Origin of the sequence: Bacillus sp. HSf4, from assembly GCF_029537375.1 — a bacterium.
In the GTDB taxonomy this organism is placed as follows: Bacteria; Bacillota; Bacilli; order Bacillales; family Bacillaceae; genus Bacillus; species Bacillus sonorensis_A.
In genome coordinates this window covers 4100301-4119565 of the sequence record NZ_CP120679.1, presented here as the reverse complement: position 1 = coordinate 4119565, position 19265 = coordinate 4100301, and the positions used below count along the sequence as shown (strand labels likewise).

At 46.7% G+C, this 19265-nt stretch carries 17 protein-coding genes; 8 read left to right on the top strand and 9 right to left on the bottom strand.

From position 1 onward, the window contains the following. Positions 1 to 54: 54 nt before the first annotated feature. Positions 55 to 1272: a multidrug effflux MFS transporter gene (locus P3X63_RS21265; RefSeq protein ID WP_026589240.1), complete on the top strand. Its 1218-nt coding sequence runs from the start codon at positions 55 to 57 to the stop codon at positions 1270 to 1272. 44 nt (positions 1273 to 1316) lie between these two features. Here P3X63_RS21265 and bslB (P3X63_RS21260) read toward each other — a convergent pair whose 3' ends face one another. After that, a complete protein-coding gene (bslB, locus tag P3X63_RS21260) occupies positions 1317 to 1790 on the bottom strand; it encodes a biofilm surface layer hydrophobin BslB (protein WP_277691946.1) in 474 nt (157 codons plus the stop codon). 235 nt (positions 1791 to 2025) lie between these two features. Beyond that, a complete protein-coding gene (gene bslB, locus P3X63_RS21255) occupies positions 2026 to 2631 on the bottom strand; it encodes a biofilm surface layer hydrophobin BslB (protein ID WP_026589238.1) in 606 nt (201 codons plus the stop codon). Positions 2632 to 2917: 286 nt separating this feature from the next. Between bslB (P3X63_RS21255) and P3X63_RS21250 the strand changes: the two genes are divergently transcribed. The 4 genes from P3X63_RS21250 to P3X63_RS21235 all read left to right on the top strand — a co-directional run bounded on the left by P3X63_RS21250 (position 2918) and on the right by P3X63_RS21235 (position 7070). Further along, positions 2918 to 3577, top strand: coding sequence for a rhamnogalacturonan acetylesterase (locus P3X63_RS21250; protein ID WP_077735990.1), 660 nt, complete (start codon positions 2918 to 2920; stop codon positions 3575 to 3577). Positions 3578 to 3691: 114 nt separating this feature from the next. Further along, positions 3692 to 5407 carry an ABC transporter ATP-binding protein gene (locus P3X63_RS21245; RefSeq protein ID WP_026589236.1) on the top strand — a complete coding sequence of 572 codons (1716 nt, stop codon included), beginning with the start codon at positions 3692 to 3694 and terminating at the stop codon, positions 5405 to 5407. 141 nt (positions 5408 to 5548) lie between these two features. Continuing rightward, the gene (locus P3X63_RS21240; protein ID WP_026589235.1) at positions 5549 to 5857 is read left to right on the top strand and encodes a PadR family transcriptional regulator; all 309 of its coding nucleotides are present in this window, start codon (positions 5549 to 5551) and stop codon (positions 5855 to 5857) included. Between the two features lie 19 nt (positions 5858 to 5876). Beyond that, on the top strand, positions 5877 to 7070 hold the full coding sequence (locus P3X63_RS21235) for a chromate transporter (RefSeq protein ID WP_026589234.1): 1194 nt from the start codon (positions 5877 to 5879) through the stop codon (positions 7068 to 7070). Between the two features lie 130 nt (positions 7071 to 7200). Here the strand turns inward: P3X63_RS21235 and P3X63_RS21230 are convergent, their stop codons facing one another. The 7 genes from P3X63_RS21230 to P3X63_RS21200 all read right to left on the bottom strand — a co-directional run bounded on the left by P3X63_RS21230 (position 7201) and on the right by P3X63_RS21200 (position 14911). Then, on the bottom strand, positions 7201 to 8553 hold the full coding sequence (locus P3X63_RS21230; RefSeq protein ID WP_179115646.1) for an IS1182 family transposase: 1353 nt from the start codon (positions 8551 to 8553) through the stop codon (positions 7201 to 7203). A 134-nt stretch (positions 8554 to 8687) separates the two neighbouring features. Then, positions 8688 to 9605 carry a methylisocitrate lyase gene (gene prpB, locus P3X63_RS21225; RefSeq protein ID WP_026589233.1) on the bottom strand — a complete coding sequence of 306 codons (918 nt, stop codon included), beginning with the start codon at positions 9603 to 9605 and terminating at the stop codon, positions 8688 to 8690. Between the two features lie 11 nt (positions 9606 to 9616). Further along, positions 9617 to 11056, bottom strand: coding sequence for a bifunctional 2-methylcitrate dehydratase/aconitate hydratase (locus P3X63_RS21220; protein WP_026589232.1), 1440 nt, complete (start codon positions 11054 to 11056; stop codon positions 9617 to 9619). A gap of 34 nt (positions 11057 to 11090) precedes the next feature. Next, a complete protein-coding gene (gene mmgD, locus P3X63_RS21215) occupies positions 11091 to 12206 on the bottom strand; it encodes a citrate synthase (RefSeq protein ID WP_026589231.1) in 1116 nt (371 codons plus the stop codon). A 68-nt stretch (positions 12207 to 12274) separates the two neighbouring features. Beyond that, entirely contained in the window at positions 12275 to 12946 is a 672-nt protein-coding gene (locus tag P3X63_RS21210) for a GntR family transcriptional regulator (protein WP_026589230.1), read from the bottom strand. A gap of 133 nt (positions 12947 to 13079) precedes the next feature. After that, positions 13080 to 13925, bottom strand: a complete 846-nt coding sequence (locus P3X63_RS21205) for an SDR family oxidoreductase (protein ID WP_077735993.1) — start codon at positions 13923 to 13925, stop codon at positions 13080 to 13082. After that, positions 13922 to 14911 carry a polysaccharide biosynthesis protein gene (locus P3X63_RS21200; protein ID WP_026589228.1) on the bottom strand — a complete coding sequence of 330 codons (990 nt, stop codon included), beginning with the start codon at positions 14909 to 14911 and terminating at the stop codon, positions 13922 to 13924. The genes P3X63_RS21205 and P3X63_RS21200 overlap by 4 nt, the downstream gene beginning before the upstream one ends. A 280-nt stretch (positions 14912 to 15191) precedes the next feature. Between P3X63_RS21200 and wecB the strand changes: the two genes are divergently transcribed. The 3 genes from wecB (at position 15192) to P3X63_RS21180 (ending at position 19258) form a co-directional block, all read left to right on the top strand. Beyond that, positions 15192 to 16283: a non-hydrolyzing UDP-N-acetylglucosamine 2-epimerase gene (gene wecB / locus P3X63_RS21195; protein ID WP_277691936.1), complete on the top strand. Its 1092-nt coding sequence runs from the start codon at positions 15192 to 15194 to the stop codon at positions 16281 to 16283. 92 nt (positions 16284 to 16375) lie between these two features. Then, positions 16376 to 16972: a DNA-3-methyladenine glycosylase gene (locus P3X63_RS21190; protein WP_026589226.1), complete on the top strand. Its 597-nt coding sequence runs from the start codon at positions 16376 to 16378 to the stop codon at positions 16970 to 16972. Between the two features lie 339 nt (positions 16973 to 17311). After that, positions 17312 to 19258, top strand: coding sequence for a BglG family transcription antiterminator (locus P3X63_RS21180; RefSeq protein ID WP_026589225.1), 1947 nt, complete (start codon positions 17312 to 17314; stop codon positions 19256 to 19258). Positions 19259 to 19265 lie beyond the last annotated feature (7 nt).

The following is a 19265-nucleotide window of genomic DNA, read 5'->3' as shown; positions in this document are numbered from 1 at the left end:
ATACAATACACTGAAAGATCAGTTTTCCGCCTTCAATATGAAAGGAGTGATCCAATGAGTATACCAAACAGCCAGGCAGATATTGCACCTCGGGTGAAAGCGCAGCCGAACAGAGTGTGGATTGCTGTCATATTGGGCATTTTATCCGGAATCGGACCGGTTGTGATCGACTTGTATTTGCCGGGGCTTCCGCAGATGGCGGCTGATTTACATACGAATGCTTCCGTCGTTCAGCTGAGTTTAACATCGTGTTTATTGGGATTGGCGCTCGGGCAAATTGTCATCGGCCCTTTTAGTGATGTATTGGGCAGAAGAATACCGCTTATTGTTTCATTAGCCGTTTTTGCCGCGGCGTCATTTTTATGCGCCTTGACATCATCTGTGTGGGTGTTGATCGCCATGCGGTTTATTCAAGGTGCGGCGGGAGCGGGCGGCATCGTGATATCCCGAGCGATAGCCCGGGACTTATATTCGGGCACAGAATTGACGAAGTTTTTCTCGTTACTGATGTTGGTTAACGGGATTGCGCCTATCATTTCTCCGGTTGCGGGTGGACAGCTGATGAAATTTGCAACTTGGAACGGCGTCTTTTTGATCATCGGTCTCTTTGGCATGATCATGATTCTGTCCGTTATATTTGGAATTCGAGAGTCTCTTTCCCCGGAAAATCGGACGAAGGGCGGTTTCAAGGAGACGTTCGCATCATTTGGAAAACTGTTTGGTCAGCGTTCCTTTATGGGGTATGCTTTGGCGCAGGGGTTGATCGTTGCCGGGATGTTCGGCTATATATCTGCTTCTCCGTTTGTTTTGCAAGACATTTACGGGCTTTCGGCACAAGCTTTTAGCTTTTGTTTTGCACTAAACGGTTTAGGCATTATCATCGCTGCCCAAATCACGGGCCGGCTTGCGGAGCGGTTTGGAGAAGCTGCCATGTTGAGATGCGGGCTGGGCATATCTTTGACCGCCAGCCTTGTCCTGTTCATAACCGTCTTCTTTCAAGCAGCGCTGTTTTTCGTTTTAATTCCGCTGTTTGTGGTCGTTTCCTGTATCGGAATCGTGACGACGTCAAGCGGATCATTGGCCATGCAAAGCCAAGGAAAGTCAGCAGGGAGCGCATCAGCGCTTTTGGGACTTTTACCGTTTATTTTGGGAGCGGCGGCTGCGCCGCTTGTGGGCATCGCCGGAAGTCATACGGCTTTGCCGATGGCCGCTGTTATTTTAGTTTGCAATATCGGTGCATTGACCTGTTATAAAGTGCTGGTCGGAAAATAAAACAGCCTGCCGGCGAAACTGCCGGCAGGCTTAAATAGTGATGTTTAACGAGGGAAGATCTCCACTGTGGTTTCAGCGTGATGATAGTTTTTGCCGAATTTTTGCATCTCAGCGGTGATTGTGTGTGTACCTTCGTTAGGCAGCGTTTTCCGGACCATCACCAGCTTAAACTGTGAAGAGCTGAAAGCATAGACGGGCACTCTGACCGTCTGTCCGTCATTTAAAATTTGTGTATAGCTCAATGTTCTCCCGTTCAGAGAATCCCTTGTATTGGCATGAAAGCGGTAAGGGAAGTTAAATTCAACATAGCTGGCGCCGACGAACGAGTTTGGCCTGTAAGTGACTTCGATGTCAGAGGTTGTCCACTCTTTATTACTGTCAACCGTTTCGACATGAAGTGTCGGAGCGCTTCTGAAAAAGGAAGCGTTTGCTTTTTGTGCCGGAAGAATAAATGAAAACAGTGCTGCTGAGGATAATAGACCGACACACAATTTACCGATGAATTTTCGTTTAAACATAAACATTCTCCTCCCTAAAAACGAATAGAAAACAGTCGTTAAAAAGGAAATAATAAGATTTAAAACTACTATATTCCTTTTCCTGCTTATGTTAATCTATCATTCATTACCAATGAAGTAAATATTTTTTATAAAATATTCAAAAAAATATGAAAAGAGTGTGAAAGGGGGAGACCTGTTTATGTGCGGCCTTAAGGCAAAGGCTCATTCCCTCTGCCTTAAGGATGTCCGCTATTTAACGAGGAACAATCTCCAATGTTGTTTCGGCATGATTAATGTTTTTCCCGTTTTGCTTTAGTTCAGCGGTAATTCTGTGCGTGCCTGCGTTCGGAAGCGTTTTCCGCACCATCACAAGCTTAAATTCAGATGAGCTTAACGCATAGACTGGCACTCTGACCGTCTGCCCATCATCTAAAATTTGTGTGTAATCAAGTGTTTTACCATTTAGTGTATCCCTTGTGCTGGCGTGAAAGCGGTAAGGGAAATGAAACTCGACATAGCTTGAACCGACAAATGTATTCGGTTTATATGTGATTTCAATATCGGAAGTTGTCCATTCTTTATTGCTGTTAATGGTCTTGGCCTCAAGCACAGGCTGCTGAGTCGGATTATCCGGCTGCTGCGGGTTGTCCGGATTGCCTGGGTTGCCAGGTTTCTGCGGTTGATCCGGACAAGGCTTCCAAGGATGCGGCTTGTGCGGATGGCAAAAAATCGGGCATCTGTAGTGGCTGGTTTTCACTTCTTTTGCGCTTGCCTCAGAAGTAGGAAGAATAAATGAAATTAATGCCGCTGACGTTAATAGACCAACACTGATTTTACTAATGAATTTCCGTTTTCGCATCTGAATGTTCCTCCTAAATGGCAATGTAAGTGTTAGAGGACGTCCTAAAATATTCAAGAAAAGGTACAATTACGATCGCGATCTACTAAATTCCTTTTCTTGTTTACTTAATCTATCATCATTTACCATACAAGTAAATATTTTTAGTTAATTTTCTAAAAAAAATTTAAAATAATTGATAGTTTTCTGTCAATTGAGGGTGTTTTTCTATAAAAAAGAGTCGTATAAAGAACAAAATGGATTAAAATGTATATTTATTGTAGTGTAGAAAAAAGGGGGATGGAACATGCAAGACATTCAATTATTCTTGGCTGGGGACTCAACGGTATCAGACTATGGTGCTTCTGTTGCCCCGCGTGCCGGATGGGGTCAAAAAATTGGAGAGTATGTGAAGCCGGGCTTGTTGGTCCGGAACGAAGCGGCATCGGGGAGAAGTTCAAAAAGCTTTATTGAAGAAGGCAGGCTGGAGAAGATATTGAAGCAAATCAGAGGCGGCGACTATTTATTTGTCCAGTTTGGACACAACGATCAAAAACCGGATGAACGCCATACAGATCCCTTTGGAACATTCAAGGTCTATCTCGGCCGCTATGTCGATTCGGCAAGGCGGAAAAATGCCAATCCGGTGCTGATCACACCGGTAGCAAGGAGAGCGTTTGACAATCAAGGCTGTCTAACCGATACGCACGGCGACTATCCCGATGCGGTGAGAGAGCTTGCTTCAGAGCTTCAGACACCGCTTATTGACCTCGCCTTAAAAAGCGGCCGATTGCTGCAATCATTGGGGCCTGAAGCTTCGAAAAAACTGTTTTTGTGGCTTGAACCTGGGGAGCATCCCAATTATCCAGACGGTGTCAGTGACAACACACACTTCTCTGAATACGGCGCGGGAGAAATCGCGAAGCTTGTCGTTCAGGGCGCTCGGGAGGCTGGGCTTCCTTTATGAGGCCGTGTACCGCTTGAGAATAATTTTCAATTATTTTTCAAAATTTTTGCACTTCGCACCGAAAACTATGATACGATCTATTTCGTAAAGAGTTTAGATAAGGAGTGCACATCTATGATACGCCGCTTTTTTTCATACTATAAACCTCATAAACGGCTGTTTTTTATTGATTTCAGCAGTGCGATTATCGTCGCTCTTTTAGAGCTGGCGTTTCCTTTGGTTGTCCAATGGTTCATCGATACGCTGATCCCCGGGGGAGAATGGTTTGACATCGTCTGGGTCAGCATCGGACTGCTTGTGATCTATTTGCTTAGCACGGGTCTTCAGTATATTGTCAATTATCTCGGGCATAAACTGGGGATCAATATTGAAACGGACATGCGCCAGGATCTGTTTCAGCATGTGCAGCGCCAATCGTTCCGCTATTTTGATAACACGAAGACCGGGCATATTATCAGCCGCATTACAAACGATCTGTTTGACATCGGCGAGCTTGCCCATCACGGACCGGAAGATCTGTTTATCGCGGTCATGACCTTTGTGGGAGCGTTTTGGATCATGCTGACGATCAATGTAAAGCTCGCGCTCGTCGCGATTTTGTTTGTCCCGCTTTTGATCATATTGATCACTTATTCAAATATTAGAATGAACCGGGCCTGGAGAGAGATGTACAGTGAGATTGCCGATGTCAATGCAAGGGTTGAGGACAGCGTGTCAGGTGTTCGCGTCGTTCAATCGTTTACGAATGAACGTTTTGAGATTTCCCGTTTTTTAAAAAACAACCAAAAATTCCGCAAGGCCAAGCTGAAAGGCTATAAAACAATGGCGCTGACGACGGCGGGAACATTTTTGATGACCCGTCTGATGATTCTCGCGGTCCTTGTGTTCGGAGCATGGCTCAGCTTTTCCGGGAACATGTCATACGGCGAATTTGTCGGTTTTGTTTTGTATGTCAATGTTCTGTTTAAACCGATTGATAAAATCAGCGCGATTCTTGAGCTTTATCCGAAAGGGATGGCCGGTTTCAAGCGCTTTACGGAGCTGATCGATACCGAGCCGCAGATCGTTGACCGCGCGGATGCTGTTGATGTTCCCGCATTGGAAGGAAATATTGTATTCTGCAATGTGACGTTTGGCTATGAAGAGCACAAGCCTGTTCTGAATGGAATCGATCTTTCGATTACAGCGGGTGAGACGGTTGCTTTCGTCGGGCCGTCTGGAGCGGGCAAAACGACGATCAGCTCACTGATTCCCCGCTTTTACGATGTGGACGGCGGTGCGATTACGATTGACGGAATCGATGTCCGCGACATGACAAAGCGGTCGCTTCGTTCACAAATTGGGATTGTCCAGCAGGATGTCTTTTTATTTACAGGCACTCTCCGCGAAAACATCGCCTACGGAAAATTGGATGCAACTGATGAAGAAATCAAACGAGCCGCCAAAATGGCGCATTTGGAACAGCTGATAGCGTCGCTTCCGGACGGCTATGAAACACAGGTCGGTGAAAGAGGGCTGAAGCTGTCCGGCGGTCAAAAACAGAGGATCGCGATCGCGCGCATGTTTCTTAAAAACCCGCCGATTCTCATTTTGGATGAAGCCACATCCGCTCTTGATACAGAGACGGAGCAAATCATCCAAAACGCTTTGACAGAGCTTGCAAAAGACAGAACAACGCTCGTCATCGCCCACAGGCTCGCCACCATCCGCAATGCCGACCGGATTGTGGTCGTCACCGAAGACGGAATCGCGGAAGAAGGATCACACGATGAATTGGTTGAAAAAGGCGGGGTTTTCGCCAGCCTGCACCGCGTGCAATATCAATCTTAAAAGGAATGGGCAAGCCTAAAGCAAGGCTTGCTTTTTTCCGTTCAAATGAGCTTGAAATTGGAGAAAGCAGATGTTACACTCCAATTATGTAAATCCGATATCGGATTTCGATATTGGATATCGATAAAAGGAGGTGCTGTATTGGAAGATAAAGTGCTGCGAAAACTATTCCTTGGATTTATTCAAATACACATTTTGCATCATGCCGGTGAACAACCGATTTTCGGATTATGGATGTTGGAGGAATTAAAAGAACACGGATACAACATCAGTGCGGGCACATTATATCCGATTCTCCATTCGATGGAGTCCGATGGACTTCTCGTCAAAGAAGAACGAAATGTAGACGGGAAAATCAGAAAGTATTATTCCGCCACGGAAAAAGGCATGGGCGTGCTGAAAGAAGCCAGATTGAAAGCATATGAACTGTTTAAGGAAATTAAAGAATAGCCGAAAGGAGTTTAATTCAATGACAAAGCATCAAGCGGATCGAAGATTAAAGACGCTGATTGAAATTCTTTTCGTTTCAACAAGGCTTGGACTGACGTCTTTCGGCGGGCCGATTGCCCACTTGGGATATTTCCACGCAGAGTATGTCCGCAAAAGAAGATGGCTGGACGAAAAAAACTACGCCGATCTGGTCGCATTATGCCAGTTTTTGCCCGGTCCGGCCAGCAGTCAGGTCGGGATCGGCATCGGCGTCATGCGCGCCGGTGTGCTCGGGGGAATCTTGGCGTTTATCGGATTTACGCTCCCGTCTGTCATCGCATTGGTGATCTTTGCCTTGCTCCTTCAGGGACTTGACATCGGGACAGCCGGCTGGATTCACGGCTTGAAAATCGTTGCCGTTGCCGTGGTCGCACAAGCGATCCTCGGCATGGCGCAAAAACTGACGCCTGATTTAAAGCGAAAGGCGATTGCGTTATTCGCGCTTGTCGCCACACTGCTTTGGCAGACGGCTTTTACCCAGGTTGGCGTCATCATACTGGCCGCTTTTGCAGGCTATCTTTTCTACAAAGAGCAAAGCGAAACGGCCGCTTCCGTCATGGAATTTCCGGTGTCCCGCCGGTTTGCCGCCGTTTGTCTAAGCTTATTTTTCGGACTTCTCGTCCTTCTCCCGGTTTTAAGGGACATGACATCCATAGGCTGGGTCGCGATGTTTGACAGTTTTTACAGATCGGGTTCTCTCGTATTCGGCGGCGGGCATGTCGTCCTGCCATTGTTGGAGCGTGAATTTGTTCCAACAGGATGGTTAAGCGAAGAAGCCTTTTTAGCCGGGTACGGTGCGGCTCAAGCGGTTCCGGGTCCATTGTTTACGTTTGCGTCATATCTCGGCGCTGTGATGAATGGCTGGCAGGGGGGACTGCTGGCAACGGCCGCGATCTTTTTACCGGCCTTCCTGCTCATTTTGGGAACGCTGCCTTTCTGGGATGCGCTGCGGCGAAATCCAAAAGTAAAAGGGGGATTAATGGGTGTGAACGCAGCTGTCGTAGGCATCTTGATCTCGGCGTTCTATCAGCCGATCTGGACGAGTTCGATCCTCACGCCGCTCGACTTTGCGTTAGCAGCCGTATTGTTCAGCCTGCTTGTTTATTGGAAGCTTCCGCCTTGGATCATTGTGGCGGCGGGGGCAGCCGGTGGGGCTTTCATGACATTGGTGTAAATGAAAAAGGCTGCCGATTGGCAGCCCCAGCTTGTAGAGAAACCCATGTTTTTCTACAAGCTTTTTGTTTTAAATAGGTTTTGATATGTTTTTCTTCTTACAAAGAAACAGAAAAAGGCCTCCCACACTCCTAGCCTAGCTTCGCTAGGTGTGTGGCAATCTTCTTCATATTCTGGCAGGTAGCTGTGAGGAGAACTTGTTCCGTCACATTCCGTTTTCCCCTCAACCGGCAGTAGCGAAGCCCATGCAGCTGTTTTGAATCTGCAAAGCTTCGCTCTATTTTTTCTTTTCTTTTTTTGTAGAGGTTTTTTCCTGAGGCAGTCAAACGATTTTCCCTGACCTTTTCTTTATGATCCTCCCATATGTGTCTTGAAACGACCTTCTGATGGTTTTTAGATCGTGTACAGCTCTCAAGCAGAGGACATGAAGCGCATTTTTCAGGATTTGATTTATAAAACCTGTAGCCTTTTCGATCGGTTGTGGAGTAAAAAAGTGTTTGTCCGTTTGGACAAATGTACTGATCTTTTTCATTGTCGTATTGAAACTTCCATTTAGGAAACAAACCTTTTTTAGGATGAAAGCGTCTGTGGGCAATGACGCCAAAAATATGGCGGTCGGAAAGCCCTTTACAGATTGGTGTTGTTAAATAGCCGGAATCCAGAGCGACGGCTTCAACTTGAAAACCAAATCGTCCGATTTGGTGATCTAAACGATCAAGATAAGGTGCAGAATCATGGACATTGCCAGGTGTTACATAGACATCGGTGATGATATTGTATTTCATATCCGTTGTTCGATGATCCAAATAGAAAAAACCTTCAGGTTTATTTTCACGGTAAAGATAGCCGCTTTCGGGATCGGTGGTACTGTGGCGAATTTCTTTTTTAGCTTTCACCTCCTCTTTGGCTTTTAAAGACTTTTTTCCGTGCGCCTCTCGATCTTCTTGCACGGCTTCATCCAAGTCCTTTATATAGTTTTGTGTATCCTGTTCAATTGTTTTCCTCGTATATTTATGCTTGTTGGCGTTGGCTTTGAGATGGGTTGAATCGGTAAAAAGGACACGCCCGCCAACCATTTCGTGATTGATGGCTTGAAGGACAATTTCATCAAAAATATCTTGGAAAATGGTTGTATCTTTGAAACGAGTGCGTCGGTTCCAACTGATCGTTGAATGATGAGGAACTGGATCATTGATATTTAATCCTAAAAACCATCTGTAGGCCATATTGTAGTAAATTTCTTTTTCGAGCTGTCTTTCTGAACGGATACCGTACAGGTATCCGATAAACATCATTTTGAATAAAATCAATGGATCGAGAGATGGCCGGCCATTATTCTCACTGTAGTAAGGCTTAACCTTTTCAATAATGAACGAGAAATCTATGTATTTGTCAATTTTGCGTAGCAGATGATCCTCTTCAACAAGTTGATCAAGCAATACGAATTCGGCTTCGTTTTGAGAAGAATTTCTGGTGTAGAACATTAGCAAAACACCTTCCTTTTAAGTCCTTTTCTTTATTATAAAATGAAGAAATGGATGATTTAAGGGAAAAATAAAAGACTGTCGAGATTTTCTCGACAGCCTGAGGCTGCCGATTGGCAGCCCTTTCGTTTGGATTAGCGGTTTTCTTTTCCGATCTCGGGCAGTATGGTCTTGGCGATGTTTTCGTCCATTTTTTCATAATCATAGTAATGTATGGCATCATACAGCTCTTCGCGCGTCTGCATATCCTTTAGTGCGCCTTTTTGCGTGCCTTTTTCGTAAATTTCCGTGAAGACCCGCTCATACGCCTTCGCGGCGGCCCTTAGTGAAGTGACCGGATAAATCACCATGCTGCATCCGAGCAGTTGAAATTCCTCCGCCGTGAAATAAGGGGTTTTTCCGAATTCCGTCATGTTGGCGAGCACAGGCGCCTTGATGGCAGAAGCCATTTCTTGAAACTCGGCCGCGCTTGTCAATGCTTCCGGAAAAATTGCGTCAGCTCCCGCCTCAGCATACAGATTGGCGCGTTTGACGGCGGCTTCGGTTCCTTCCACAGCCTTTGCATCCGTGCGCGCTACGACAACAAGTGATGGAGCGGTTTGTTTGATCGCTTTGATTTTTGCGATCATGTCCCTGGCCGGGAGCAGTGTTTTTCCGTTTAAGTGTCCGCATTTTTTCGGAAGCTGCTGATCCTCGATTTGAACGGCCGCGACTCTGTTCTCCGCCATTTCCGCGGCCGTTCGCGCCGCATTCAAAACACCGCCGTAGCCTGTGTCAATATCGACCAAAAGCGGGAGGTTCGCGGCTCTGACAAGTTCACGGGCTTTTTCCGCCATCTCCTCTGAGTGAATCATCCCGAGATCCGGCATTCCCCGGCTTGCCGTATAAGCGGCGCCCGAAAGATAGAGCGCTTGAAAGCCGATTTTTTTAGCGGTTATCGCCGCCATTCCGTCGTGGACACCGGGGATTTTCAAAATATCCGGCGCTTCCATGAGCCGTCTGAAGCTCTCGGCGAGTTCTTTCTGGCTCGCTTGTTTTGAAACAATCCACATGTTAAAACCTCCTAGATAACAAACAGTTCCATAAAGTCTGGGACAGATGTCTTTTTTAATGTTTGCGGATCATTGAGCAAAGCATTGATTCGTTCCGCTTGTCCGGCGGGAAAACGGGTTTTTAAATTGTTCGTAAATTTTTCTTTTAACAGCGGGATGCCTTCACTGCGGCGGCGCCGATGGCCGATCGGGTACTCGATCGCCACTTTTTCCGATTGTGAGCCGTCTTGATAAAAAATTTGCACGGCATTTGCGATAGATCGTTTTTCCGGGTCGAGATAATCGAGAGAGTATTGTTTGTTTTCAACCGTCTTCATTTTTTCGCGGAGCCGGTCGATCTCTGGATTTTGCGCTGTTTCGTCCTCATAATGATCAGCTGTAATGTCGCCGTAGATCAGCCCGATGGCTGTTATATACTGAAGGCAATGGTCACGGTCTGCGGGATTGTGCAACTCTCCCGTTTTGTCGATGATTCTGATGGCCGATTCGTGAGTCGTGATGACCACTTCATCAATTTCATCAAGTCGATCCTTTGCCTCGCTGTGAAGCCTAATCGCCGCTTCTGCCGCCGTTTGCGCGTGGAATTCGGCAGGATAGGCAATTTTAAAGAGAACATTTTCAATGACGTAGGAATCGAGCGGCCTGGCAAGCGTCAATTCTTTTCCGCCGAATAAGACGTCCTGAAATCCCCACATTGGCGCGGACAACGCGGTTTTGTAGCCCATTTCGCCCTTGAGGGTCATGAGTGCGAGCCTCACGCCCCGGCTGGTCGCATCCCCGGCGGCCCATGATTTCCGCGAGCCGGTGTTCGGTGCATGCCGATATGTCCGCAGACTTGAGTTATCAACCCAGGCTTGTGAAACGGCGTTGATGACATCCTGTTTTGTGCCGCCCAAAAGCGAGCATGCCACAGCTGCCGAAGCGACTTTGACAAATAAGACATGGTCAAGTCCATTTCTGTTCAGGCTGTTGTTCAGAGCGAGAACGCCTTGAATCTCATGGGCCTTCACAATCGCTGTCAGCACGTCGGCGATGGTGAGCGGTTCTTTGCCGGCAGCGAGCCGCTGTCTGCTGACGAAATCGGCGCAGGCCAAAATGGCGCCTAAATTATCTGAAGGATGGCCCCATTCGGCAGCAAGCCATGTGTCATTATAATCGAGCCAGCGGATCATGCAGCCGATGTTGAATGCACCCTGCACGGGGTCGAGTTCGAATTGCGTACCCGGCACGCGTGTTCCGTTTGGGACGACGGTGCCCGGTACGATCGGACCGAGTTGTTTTGTACATTCGGGAAACTTCAGCGCCAGCAAACCGCAGCCGAGTGTATCCATTAAGACATAACGCGCCGTCTCAAGCGCCTCTTCACTGGAAATGGCGGTATTGACCGTGTAATCTGCAATTTCTTCAAGCAGCTGATCATATCCTTGAGTCGCTGTCATTTGCGTTTTCATGTAACAATCCCTTCTTTCTTGGCGAATTCTAAGATTATGGATGAAGATCGCGCGGTCCCTTATAGTGAACACGCGGACGGAACAAGCGGTTTTCCGCATGCTGTTCAATGACATGGGCGCTTAAGCCGACTGAGCGGGCCGCAAAGAAAATCGGTGTGTAGAGATCGATCGGAATGCCGAGCAGATAATAGACGGGAGCCGCGTAGTAATCAAGATTCGGATAGAGCCCCTTTTCTTCGCGCATCAGCTTTTCGCCCTCATCACACATTTCAAATAAGTCCTGTCTTCCGGTCTTGTGAGACAGCGTAAAGAGCGCTTTTTTCAAAAGGGCGGCGCGCGGGTCCATTTTTCTCATGTATACGCGGTGTCCAAAGCCCATGATTTTTTCTTTGTTGGCTAATTTGTGCTGTATCAGCTTCACAAAGCCCGATTTTGTTTCTCCTTCGAGCAGCATATGCATGACCGCTTCATTGGCCCCGCCGTGCAAATGACCTTTGAGTGAGGCGGCGGCACCTGTGAATGCTCCGTATATGTCTGAGTTTGTCGAGGCGATGACTCTGGCGGTGAAAGTGGAGTTCGGCATTTCATGCTCGCTGTAGAGCATCAATGTTTGATCAAAGACAGCCGTCTCCTGTTCGTTCGGCGTTTTTCCCGTCAACATGTATAAAAAGTTCTGGCTGTAGGACAAGTCTTTGTCAGGTAGAATGGTTTCTTGTTGATGAAGGATATGGTAGCTGTTTGCGACGATATTCGGCACCTGTGCGATCAGGCGCAGCGCTTTCGCCGTATTGGCTGATTTTGACCGGTCATTTAATTCCGGATCGTATCCCGATAAAGCCGAAATCCCGGTTCTGAGTGCATCCATCGGGTGAGTAGACTGCGGCAGCGATGACAGAATGCTATAGATTCCTTTCGGAAGTTCATAAACATTCTTTAAAGCGCTTTCAATTCCTTTCAGTTCCATCGGATCAGGCAGCTTATGCTGCAGGAGGAGATAGACGAGGTCGAGGTATGTTTTTTGTTCTGCAAGTTCGATGAGATCATAGCCTTTAATGACGATTTCTTCAGCTTCGGTATCCAGAAAGGATATGTTGGTCTCCCCGGCAATGACGCCTTCTAATCCAGGTTTAAATACACCTTGTTTGCCCATTTTTCCACCCCATATTCGTTTTTTTGTTCAAAAACGCGATGTGAAATTGGCGTCGGCTTTTCGGAGGGCTAGTCTAAACGTTCGAGCGTTTCTTCAATGGAACGTAAGCTTCGTCTGATATGAGATCGCATGGCTGCTTCTGCCAAACAGCCGTTTTTTTCTTTCACGGCTTTGAAAATCTCCAAGTGTTCATTGAAGGATATGGACGGTTTGTAGTCGGGGTTTTTGTACCCGCTGATTCTCCGGTACCGTTCAATCCTGCTTTCAAGCTGTTCAAGAAAACGTTTTGCGGTTGCATTTTTGCTGATGGCCTGCAAAATGGAATGAAATTCAGATCCGTATTTGACCGTATCGGCTTTGCGATCTTTCGCGGCGGCCATCTTCATCAATTCGATTCTGTCTTCAAGCTGGTGAAGGCGCTCGGTTTTCACAAGCTGTGCGGCTTCGGCGGTGAGGAGCCCTTCAAGTGCTTCGCGGACCTTAAATACTTCCTTCGCTTCTTCAAGTGAGATTGGACAAACACGAAGCCTGCCGTTTGGCTGTTTGGTGACCAATCCTTCAAGCTCCAGCCGGTAAAGAGCCTGGCGCAGCGGAGTGCGGCTGATTTCTAAATCTTTTGCAAGACTGTCCTCGGCGAGCTGTTCTGAGGGCGGATAGTCGAGTTCGATGATTTTGCTTCTTAATTCATTATAAGCGTAATCACTTGCAGACTGCCTTTTGACTGGATTTGAAGAGTGCATGAAAAACGTTTTCGCCTCCTTTTTCAGAATATAAATATAATTGTATACAATAATACAGATATGTCAATGTCAACCATGTTATGAGCGCTAAAACCAAAAACAAACATCAAATGGTGATGTTTGTTTTTTCATTTCAATATTCATATAAATGAGGCCGATCATCGATCCACTGTTTGAGTTCGGCGAGCATTTGTTCATAGCCGACAGGCTGATAAGGTACATCCTCCCGTGTCATGACAAGGCTTTTATCAGACCGGGTGCGGTATTCGGGTGTAACCGTGATTCCTTTGGAAAAGGTTTGATTGATGAGGACGAGCAGCTCGTATTTGGAGATGAACCGGTTCCCCGTCAAGTGGATCAAGCCGTTTACATTTGAAGTGAGAAGCTGTTCGATCGCCTTTGCCAATTCGAGGGTCGTCAGCCCGTTCCAGAACACGTTTTTATACCCGTGGACGCTGTTCTTTTGCTTCATAAACCAATGGAACAAACCGATGCCGTCCTTAAGCTCGGGCCCGATAATGGAAGTTCTGACCGTCAGGTTTTGACCGTCTGTCACTTCGCCCAAACTTTTCGTCTGCGCATAGATAGAGCTTCCATCCTTCGCATCCGTTTCCGTGTATTTTCCTTTTGCACCTGAAAAGACACAGTCGGTGCTGATGTGAATCAAACGATAGTCATAGATGCTGCTCATCTCGGATAATAGATGCGGCAGAACGCTATTGATATGAATCGCTTCAACAAGCCGCTGGCGAGCGGCATCATTTAAGATGCCCACTGCATTGATCACGGCATCAGGTTTTACCTTTTGCAGCAGCTTTTTTAATTCATCCGTGTTTGCCGCATCGAGAAAAAAGCAATTTAAATCATTGGGCAGTGTTTGCCGCTGTGTCCAAAACACTTCATAGTGTTCTTTGGCAGAGAAATATTCTTTCAATACATGGCCTGCCATTCCATTTCCCCCTAAAATCAGCAGCCTCACTGTAGAAACCCTCCTTTTCTCAACATGTCAGCGATTTCCGGTTTGGTCATGAGCAGGTCATTGGATTGGAATTTCTGAAAATCGGCTTTCGTGAACTTCCGGTAGCGGCGAATCAGCTTTTCTGAAGGGTGTGAAGGCAATATCACATAATATTGAGCATCATATAGATAAGTAAACGGTGCTTCATGATTTGAGACGAGCACCTCATGGAGCTTCTCTCCCGGGCGGATTCCGATTTCTTTGATTCCGATAGGGCTTGAAGCCAATTCTTCGATCAGAACTTCGGCAAGGTCCAAAATATTGCAGGCTTTCATTTTCATGACGAAGATTTCTCCTCCAATCGCTTCTTTGGAAGCTTTGAGCAGCAAATCAATCGCTTCGCCGACGGTGAGGAAAAATCTCGTCATTTCTTTTGATGTCAATGTCAGGTCCTGCCCTTTCATAATCAGGCTTTTAAAAAGCGGAACGACGCTTCCGTTTGTTCCCAGCACGTTTCCGCCTCTGATGCATACAAAATCTGTATCCTCACTATAATCATTGGCCCGGATCATCAATCTTTCGCCAAGCGACTTCGTCATTCCGTAAAAGTTGACCGGATCCGCCGCTTTATCTGTCGAAACATCAATGACTTTTTTGACTTTGTTGGCGATGGCGGCGCGAATGACATTCTGGGTCCCGATGACGTTCGTTTTCAGTGCTTCTTCAGGCTGATCCTCGCAGATTGGAACGTGTTTTAGTGCGGCGAGATGGAAGATATAATCAACATCTTTAGAGGCCTCTTCCAAAGCGGGATAGTCCCTGACATCACCGATCAAAAATTTTATTGAAGGGTGGTGGTCAAATTCCCGCTGCATGCTGATCTGCGTGAATTCATTTCTTGAGAAAATCCTGATCTCTTTCGGCTGATACGGCAGCAATTTTTTCGTGAGCTCCGTTCCCCAGGAACCGGTGCCTCCGGTAAGCAATATTCGGGTGTTTTTAAACATACGTATCCTCCTAAAAACCGATCTATTGATAGACTGTTAAAACTAGCATATAAATGTATATGATTTTTAGAAAAATTTGTGTGATAGAACCGCCTGATTGAAGACAATTCAGCATATTTTTAGAGAAATCATCCCGCTTTTTGAGAAGGGAGCTTCAACCTTTGAAACAGCACAATTTTTCATGAAATGAATATACATATATAGATTTTCGGGGCATGGGCGCAGCCCGGCGCCGGTATGGCTGTTCCATCTATCTTTAGTTCTAAAAAGGAGTAAGATAATGAAGATCATGACGATTATCGGAACCAGACCGGAGATCATCCGCTTAAGTTTGATCATTCGCAAGCTTGATCAGCTTGCAGACCAGCATATATTGGTGCACACCGGTCAAAACTATGATGAAAAACTGAGCGAAATCTTTTTTGAACAGTTGAATGTGCGGCTGCCGGATCATCACATTAAGCTGTCACATCATTCGATCGGCGCACAAATTGGCGAGATTTTTGCAGAGGTCGAGAAGCTGATCGTCAAGCTTAAGCCCGATAAATTGCTTGTGCTCGGCGATACGAACAGTGCGCTGTGCGCGTTCCTCGGCGAACGGTACGGAATTCCCGTGTATCATATGGAGGCCGGCAACCGCTGTTATGACAACTCGGTTCCGGAGGAGATCAATCGGAGGGTGATCGATTCGATCGCATCTTTTAATTTGCCCTATACAAACATCGCCAAAGAAAATTTGGAAAGGGAAGGCATGCATCCTCAAAGAATCTGGGTTTCCGGAAATCCGATTTATGAAGTGATGAACCATTTCGCAGAAGAAATTGCGCAGCGGAATGTGCTCGACGACTTGAAGGTGGAGAGCGGTGCCTTTCTATTGGTCACTGCGCACAGGGCGGAAAATGTGGATGTGAAAGAAAGGCTGCAACATATCGTCACTGCCCTTGAGACGCTGGCGAAATCCCATAAGATGCCGGTTATATGCAGTGTTCACCCAAGGACACGCGACCGTTTGCAGAAGTTTGGCATACAAAGTGACGATGCTTTGCTGACATTTTGTGAGCCGTTTGGCTTTTTTGATTTCATCCGCCTTCAGCGGCATGCAAAATGTGTGATCACAGACAGCGGGACGGTGCAGGAGGAAAGCTGCATTCTCGGAGTTCCTTCCGTAACGATCAGAAACAGCACAGAAAGGCCCGAGACGGTCATGTGCGGGAGCAATGTTGTCTCAGGACTTGAAGCAGAGCGCATCGTCAGCGCCGCAGAATTGATGATGAAAGCCGATACCGATTGGAAGCTGCCTGAGGGGTACGCAGATCCAAAAGTTTCGGACAAAGTTGCTCACTTTATCTTAGGCGGTCTGAGGCATGTTTGACATATAGAGCCCCCATATGAAAGCCTTCCGTTTCTAGTAAAAGACCTGCAAAAGGTGTTAAAATGGATCACAATCAAAGGAGGCTTTTTCAAATGAATCAAGCACAGGAGCATGAGCCGCTGCCGCTCGATTTCTACAAAAAACCTACGATTGAACTGGCGCAGTCTCTATTAGGATGTCTTCTCGTGAAAGAGACTGAGGAGGGGCTGGCCTCAGGATATATTGTCGAAACCGAAGCATATAGAGGTCCTGAAGACAGGGCGGCCCACAGCTATGGAAACCGCCGGACAAAACGGACAGAAGTCATGTTCGGAAAAGCCGGTGTGGTATATACGTACACCATGCATACCCACACCTTGATCAACGTTGTGAGCGCAAGCGTTGATGAGCCGGAAGCTGTCCTCATCAGGGCGATTGAACCGCATGAAGGGCTTTTGCTGATGGAGAAAAGAAGGAGCGGAAAAAAACCACGCGATTGGACGAATGGTCCCGGGAAGCTGACAAAGGCGCTTTCGATAACGATGGATGATTACGGCAAGCTGCTGACGGAGCCGCCGCTTTATATTGCGAAAGGGTATACCCCAAAAGAGATTTCATGCGGCCCGCGCATCGGAATCGAGAACTCGGGGGAAGCGCGGGAATACCCTTGGCGCTTTTGGGTGAAAGGGAACCGCTATGTTTCCAGGTAGGCCATGTTTTGACTCCCGTGTTCCCAGGGTAATGGTGAAGGAAAACGGGAGGGAGCAAAGCGATGAAAAAAATGATGAAATATCTCGTCAAATGGGCGCCTGTCGTCTATCCGATCGCAAGAAAAATCATCAAAAACCGAAGCGGGAAAAAACGTCCGACAGCCGGTTGAACCGGCTGTTTTTCTATGGAATGGGTAAATTGACTTGAAAACGCAATCATAATAGAATTTACTTAAACTATGAGAGAATTTTCACATATTGATTGAATAGATGTAGAACGGCGGAACACAGCCTGCCTGTCAGGTTCTCGATTCAAGCGACTTAAAAGGGGGCCATTTTATGCTCAATGCTCGGCTAAAGCTCATTCTCGGCGAATTGATGACAGCGGAAACACCTTTAACAAGCGCTTATTTGGCAAATCAGTTAAACGTTACCTCCAGAACGGTCAGATCAGATATGAAAGAATTAGACCACCTTCTCCTCAAAAACGGAGCCGCCGTTCAATCGATCAGAGGAGCCGGCTATCGGCTCTCCGTTCAAAACGAACGCCTCTTCCGCCAGCTTTTGCAAAACACCTTTCAAGATGAGCTTTCAAAACCTGTGTTTCCGAATGAACGCATTCTCTATTTATTAAAAAGGCTGCTATTAACCGATGATTATCTGAAACTGGAAGACTTGGCGGACGAGATGTATATCAGCAAGTCGACGGTTCAAAACGATATGAGAGATGTAAGAAAAAGGCTGAAACCTTACGGCATTGAGCTGGAGATCAAACCGAATTACGGCTTTAAGCTGAAAGGGGATGAAATGAAGCTGCGCTATTGTATAGCTGAGCACATTTTTCCTAAACGGGAAACGGATGTTGATATTATGAACGCTAGAATATCCATTCTTCCGAAAGAGGAATTGGGCCTTATCCGCCAGACCATTCTAGAAAAAATAAGCGAAGACCAAATCTCTCTTTCCGATATCGGCTTAAACAACCTCCTGATCCATATTGCCATCGCCTGCAGGCGGATCCGCAAGGGCAGGCATGTCTCTCTTTATTCCAAAGATATTCAAGAAATTATGAATCACAAAGAATATGAAGTGGCGCGCGCGATTGTTCGCACACTTGAACAAAAGCTGAACGTGACATTTCCGGAAAAAGAGACGGCTTATATCGCCATTCATTTGCTTGGAGCCAAAAGGACGGCGATGGCAGCTCTCAACTGCGATAAAATAGAAAGCTTCATCGATGAAAAAACCGACCGGCTGACACGATTGATCATGGAGACGATTGAAGACAAGTTCACGCTTGGCATCAAACACGACAAAGAGTTAAAAATCGGCCTCAGCCTCCACTTAAAACCTGCCTTGAATCGCTGCAGATATGGGATGAATATCAGAAATCCGATGCTTGATGCGATTAAGGCCAACTATCCTCTCGCATTTGAAGCCGGCATCCAGGCCGGTGAGGTGATCAAAAAAGAAACGGGGTTTGACATTCAGGAAAGTGAAGTCGGCTATCTCGCTTTACATATCGGCGCCGCAATGGAAAGGAGAAAGATGAATATCCCTTCAAAGCGCTGTATGATTGTCTGCGCTTCAGGAGCAGGCAGTGCCATGCTTCTGCAGGACAGACTGCGGGCAAAATTCGGCTCGAAGCTTGACATCCTTGGTACGGTTGACTACTACAAGCTCAACCAAATGCCGCTAAACACCCTCGACTTTGTGATCAGCACGATTCCTCTGCCTGAAGAGCTCCCCATTCCGGTTATCAAAGTAAATGCGATCCTGGGGGGAACCGATCTGGCGAAAGTTGAACAAATCCTTACGGCAGATCAGGAACTCGCCGCAAAATATACGAGGGAACAGCTCGTGTTCTTGCAAGAAAGCTTTCAATCAAGAGAGGACGTTCTACGTTTTTTATGCGAAAAAGTAACACAGCTGGGGCTTGCAGACGAAGGGCTTGAAGGTTCCGTTTTTGAAAGGGAGGCCGTTGCGCCAACCTGTTTTGGCAATCTTGTGGCCATCCCTCATCCGATGGCGCCGCAAACAGCTGTGACATTTTGGGCGGTATGCACGCTGCAAAAACCGATCGATTGGGAGGATAAAAAGGTTCAGCTGATTTGCCTGCTCTGTGTTGAAAAGGATAATACATCAAATCTGCAAGGCATGTACAAGTTGCTGGGCAATGTTTTGGATGATCGGTCCATTGTCAGCGAGCTTTTAAAATGCAGATCATATCAGGAGTTTATGTCCGTTTTCCGAAAAAACAGCCCAAACCCGCCGGCGTTTGGATAAAAATGTT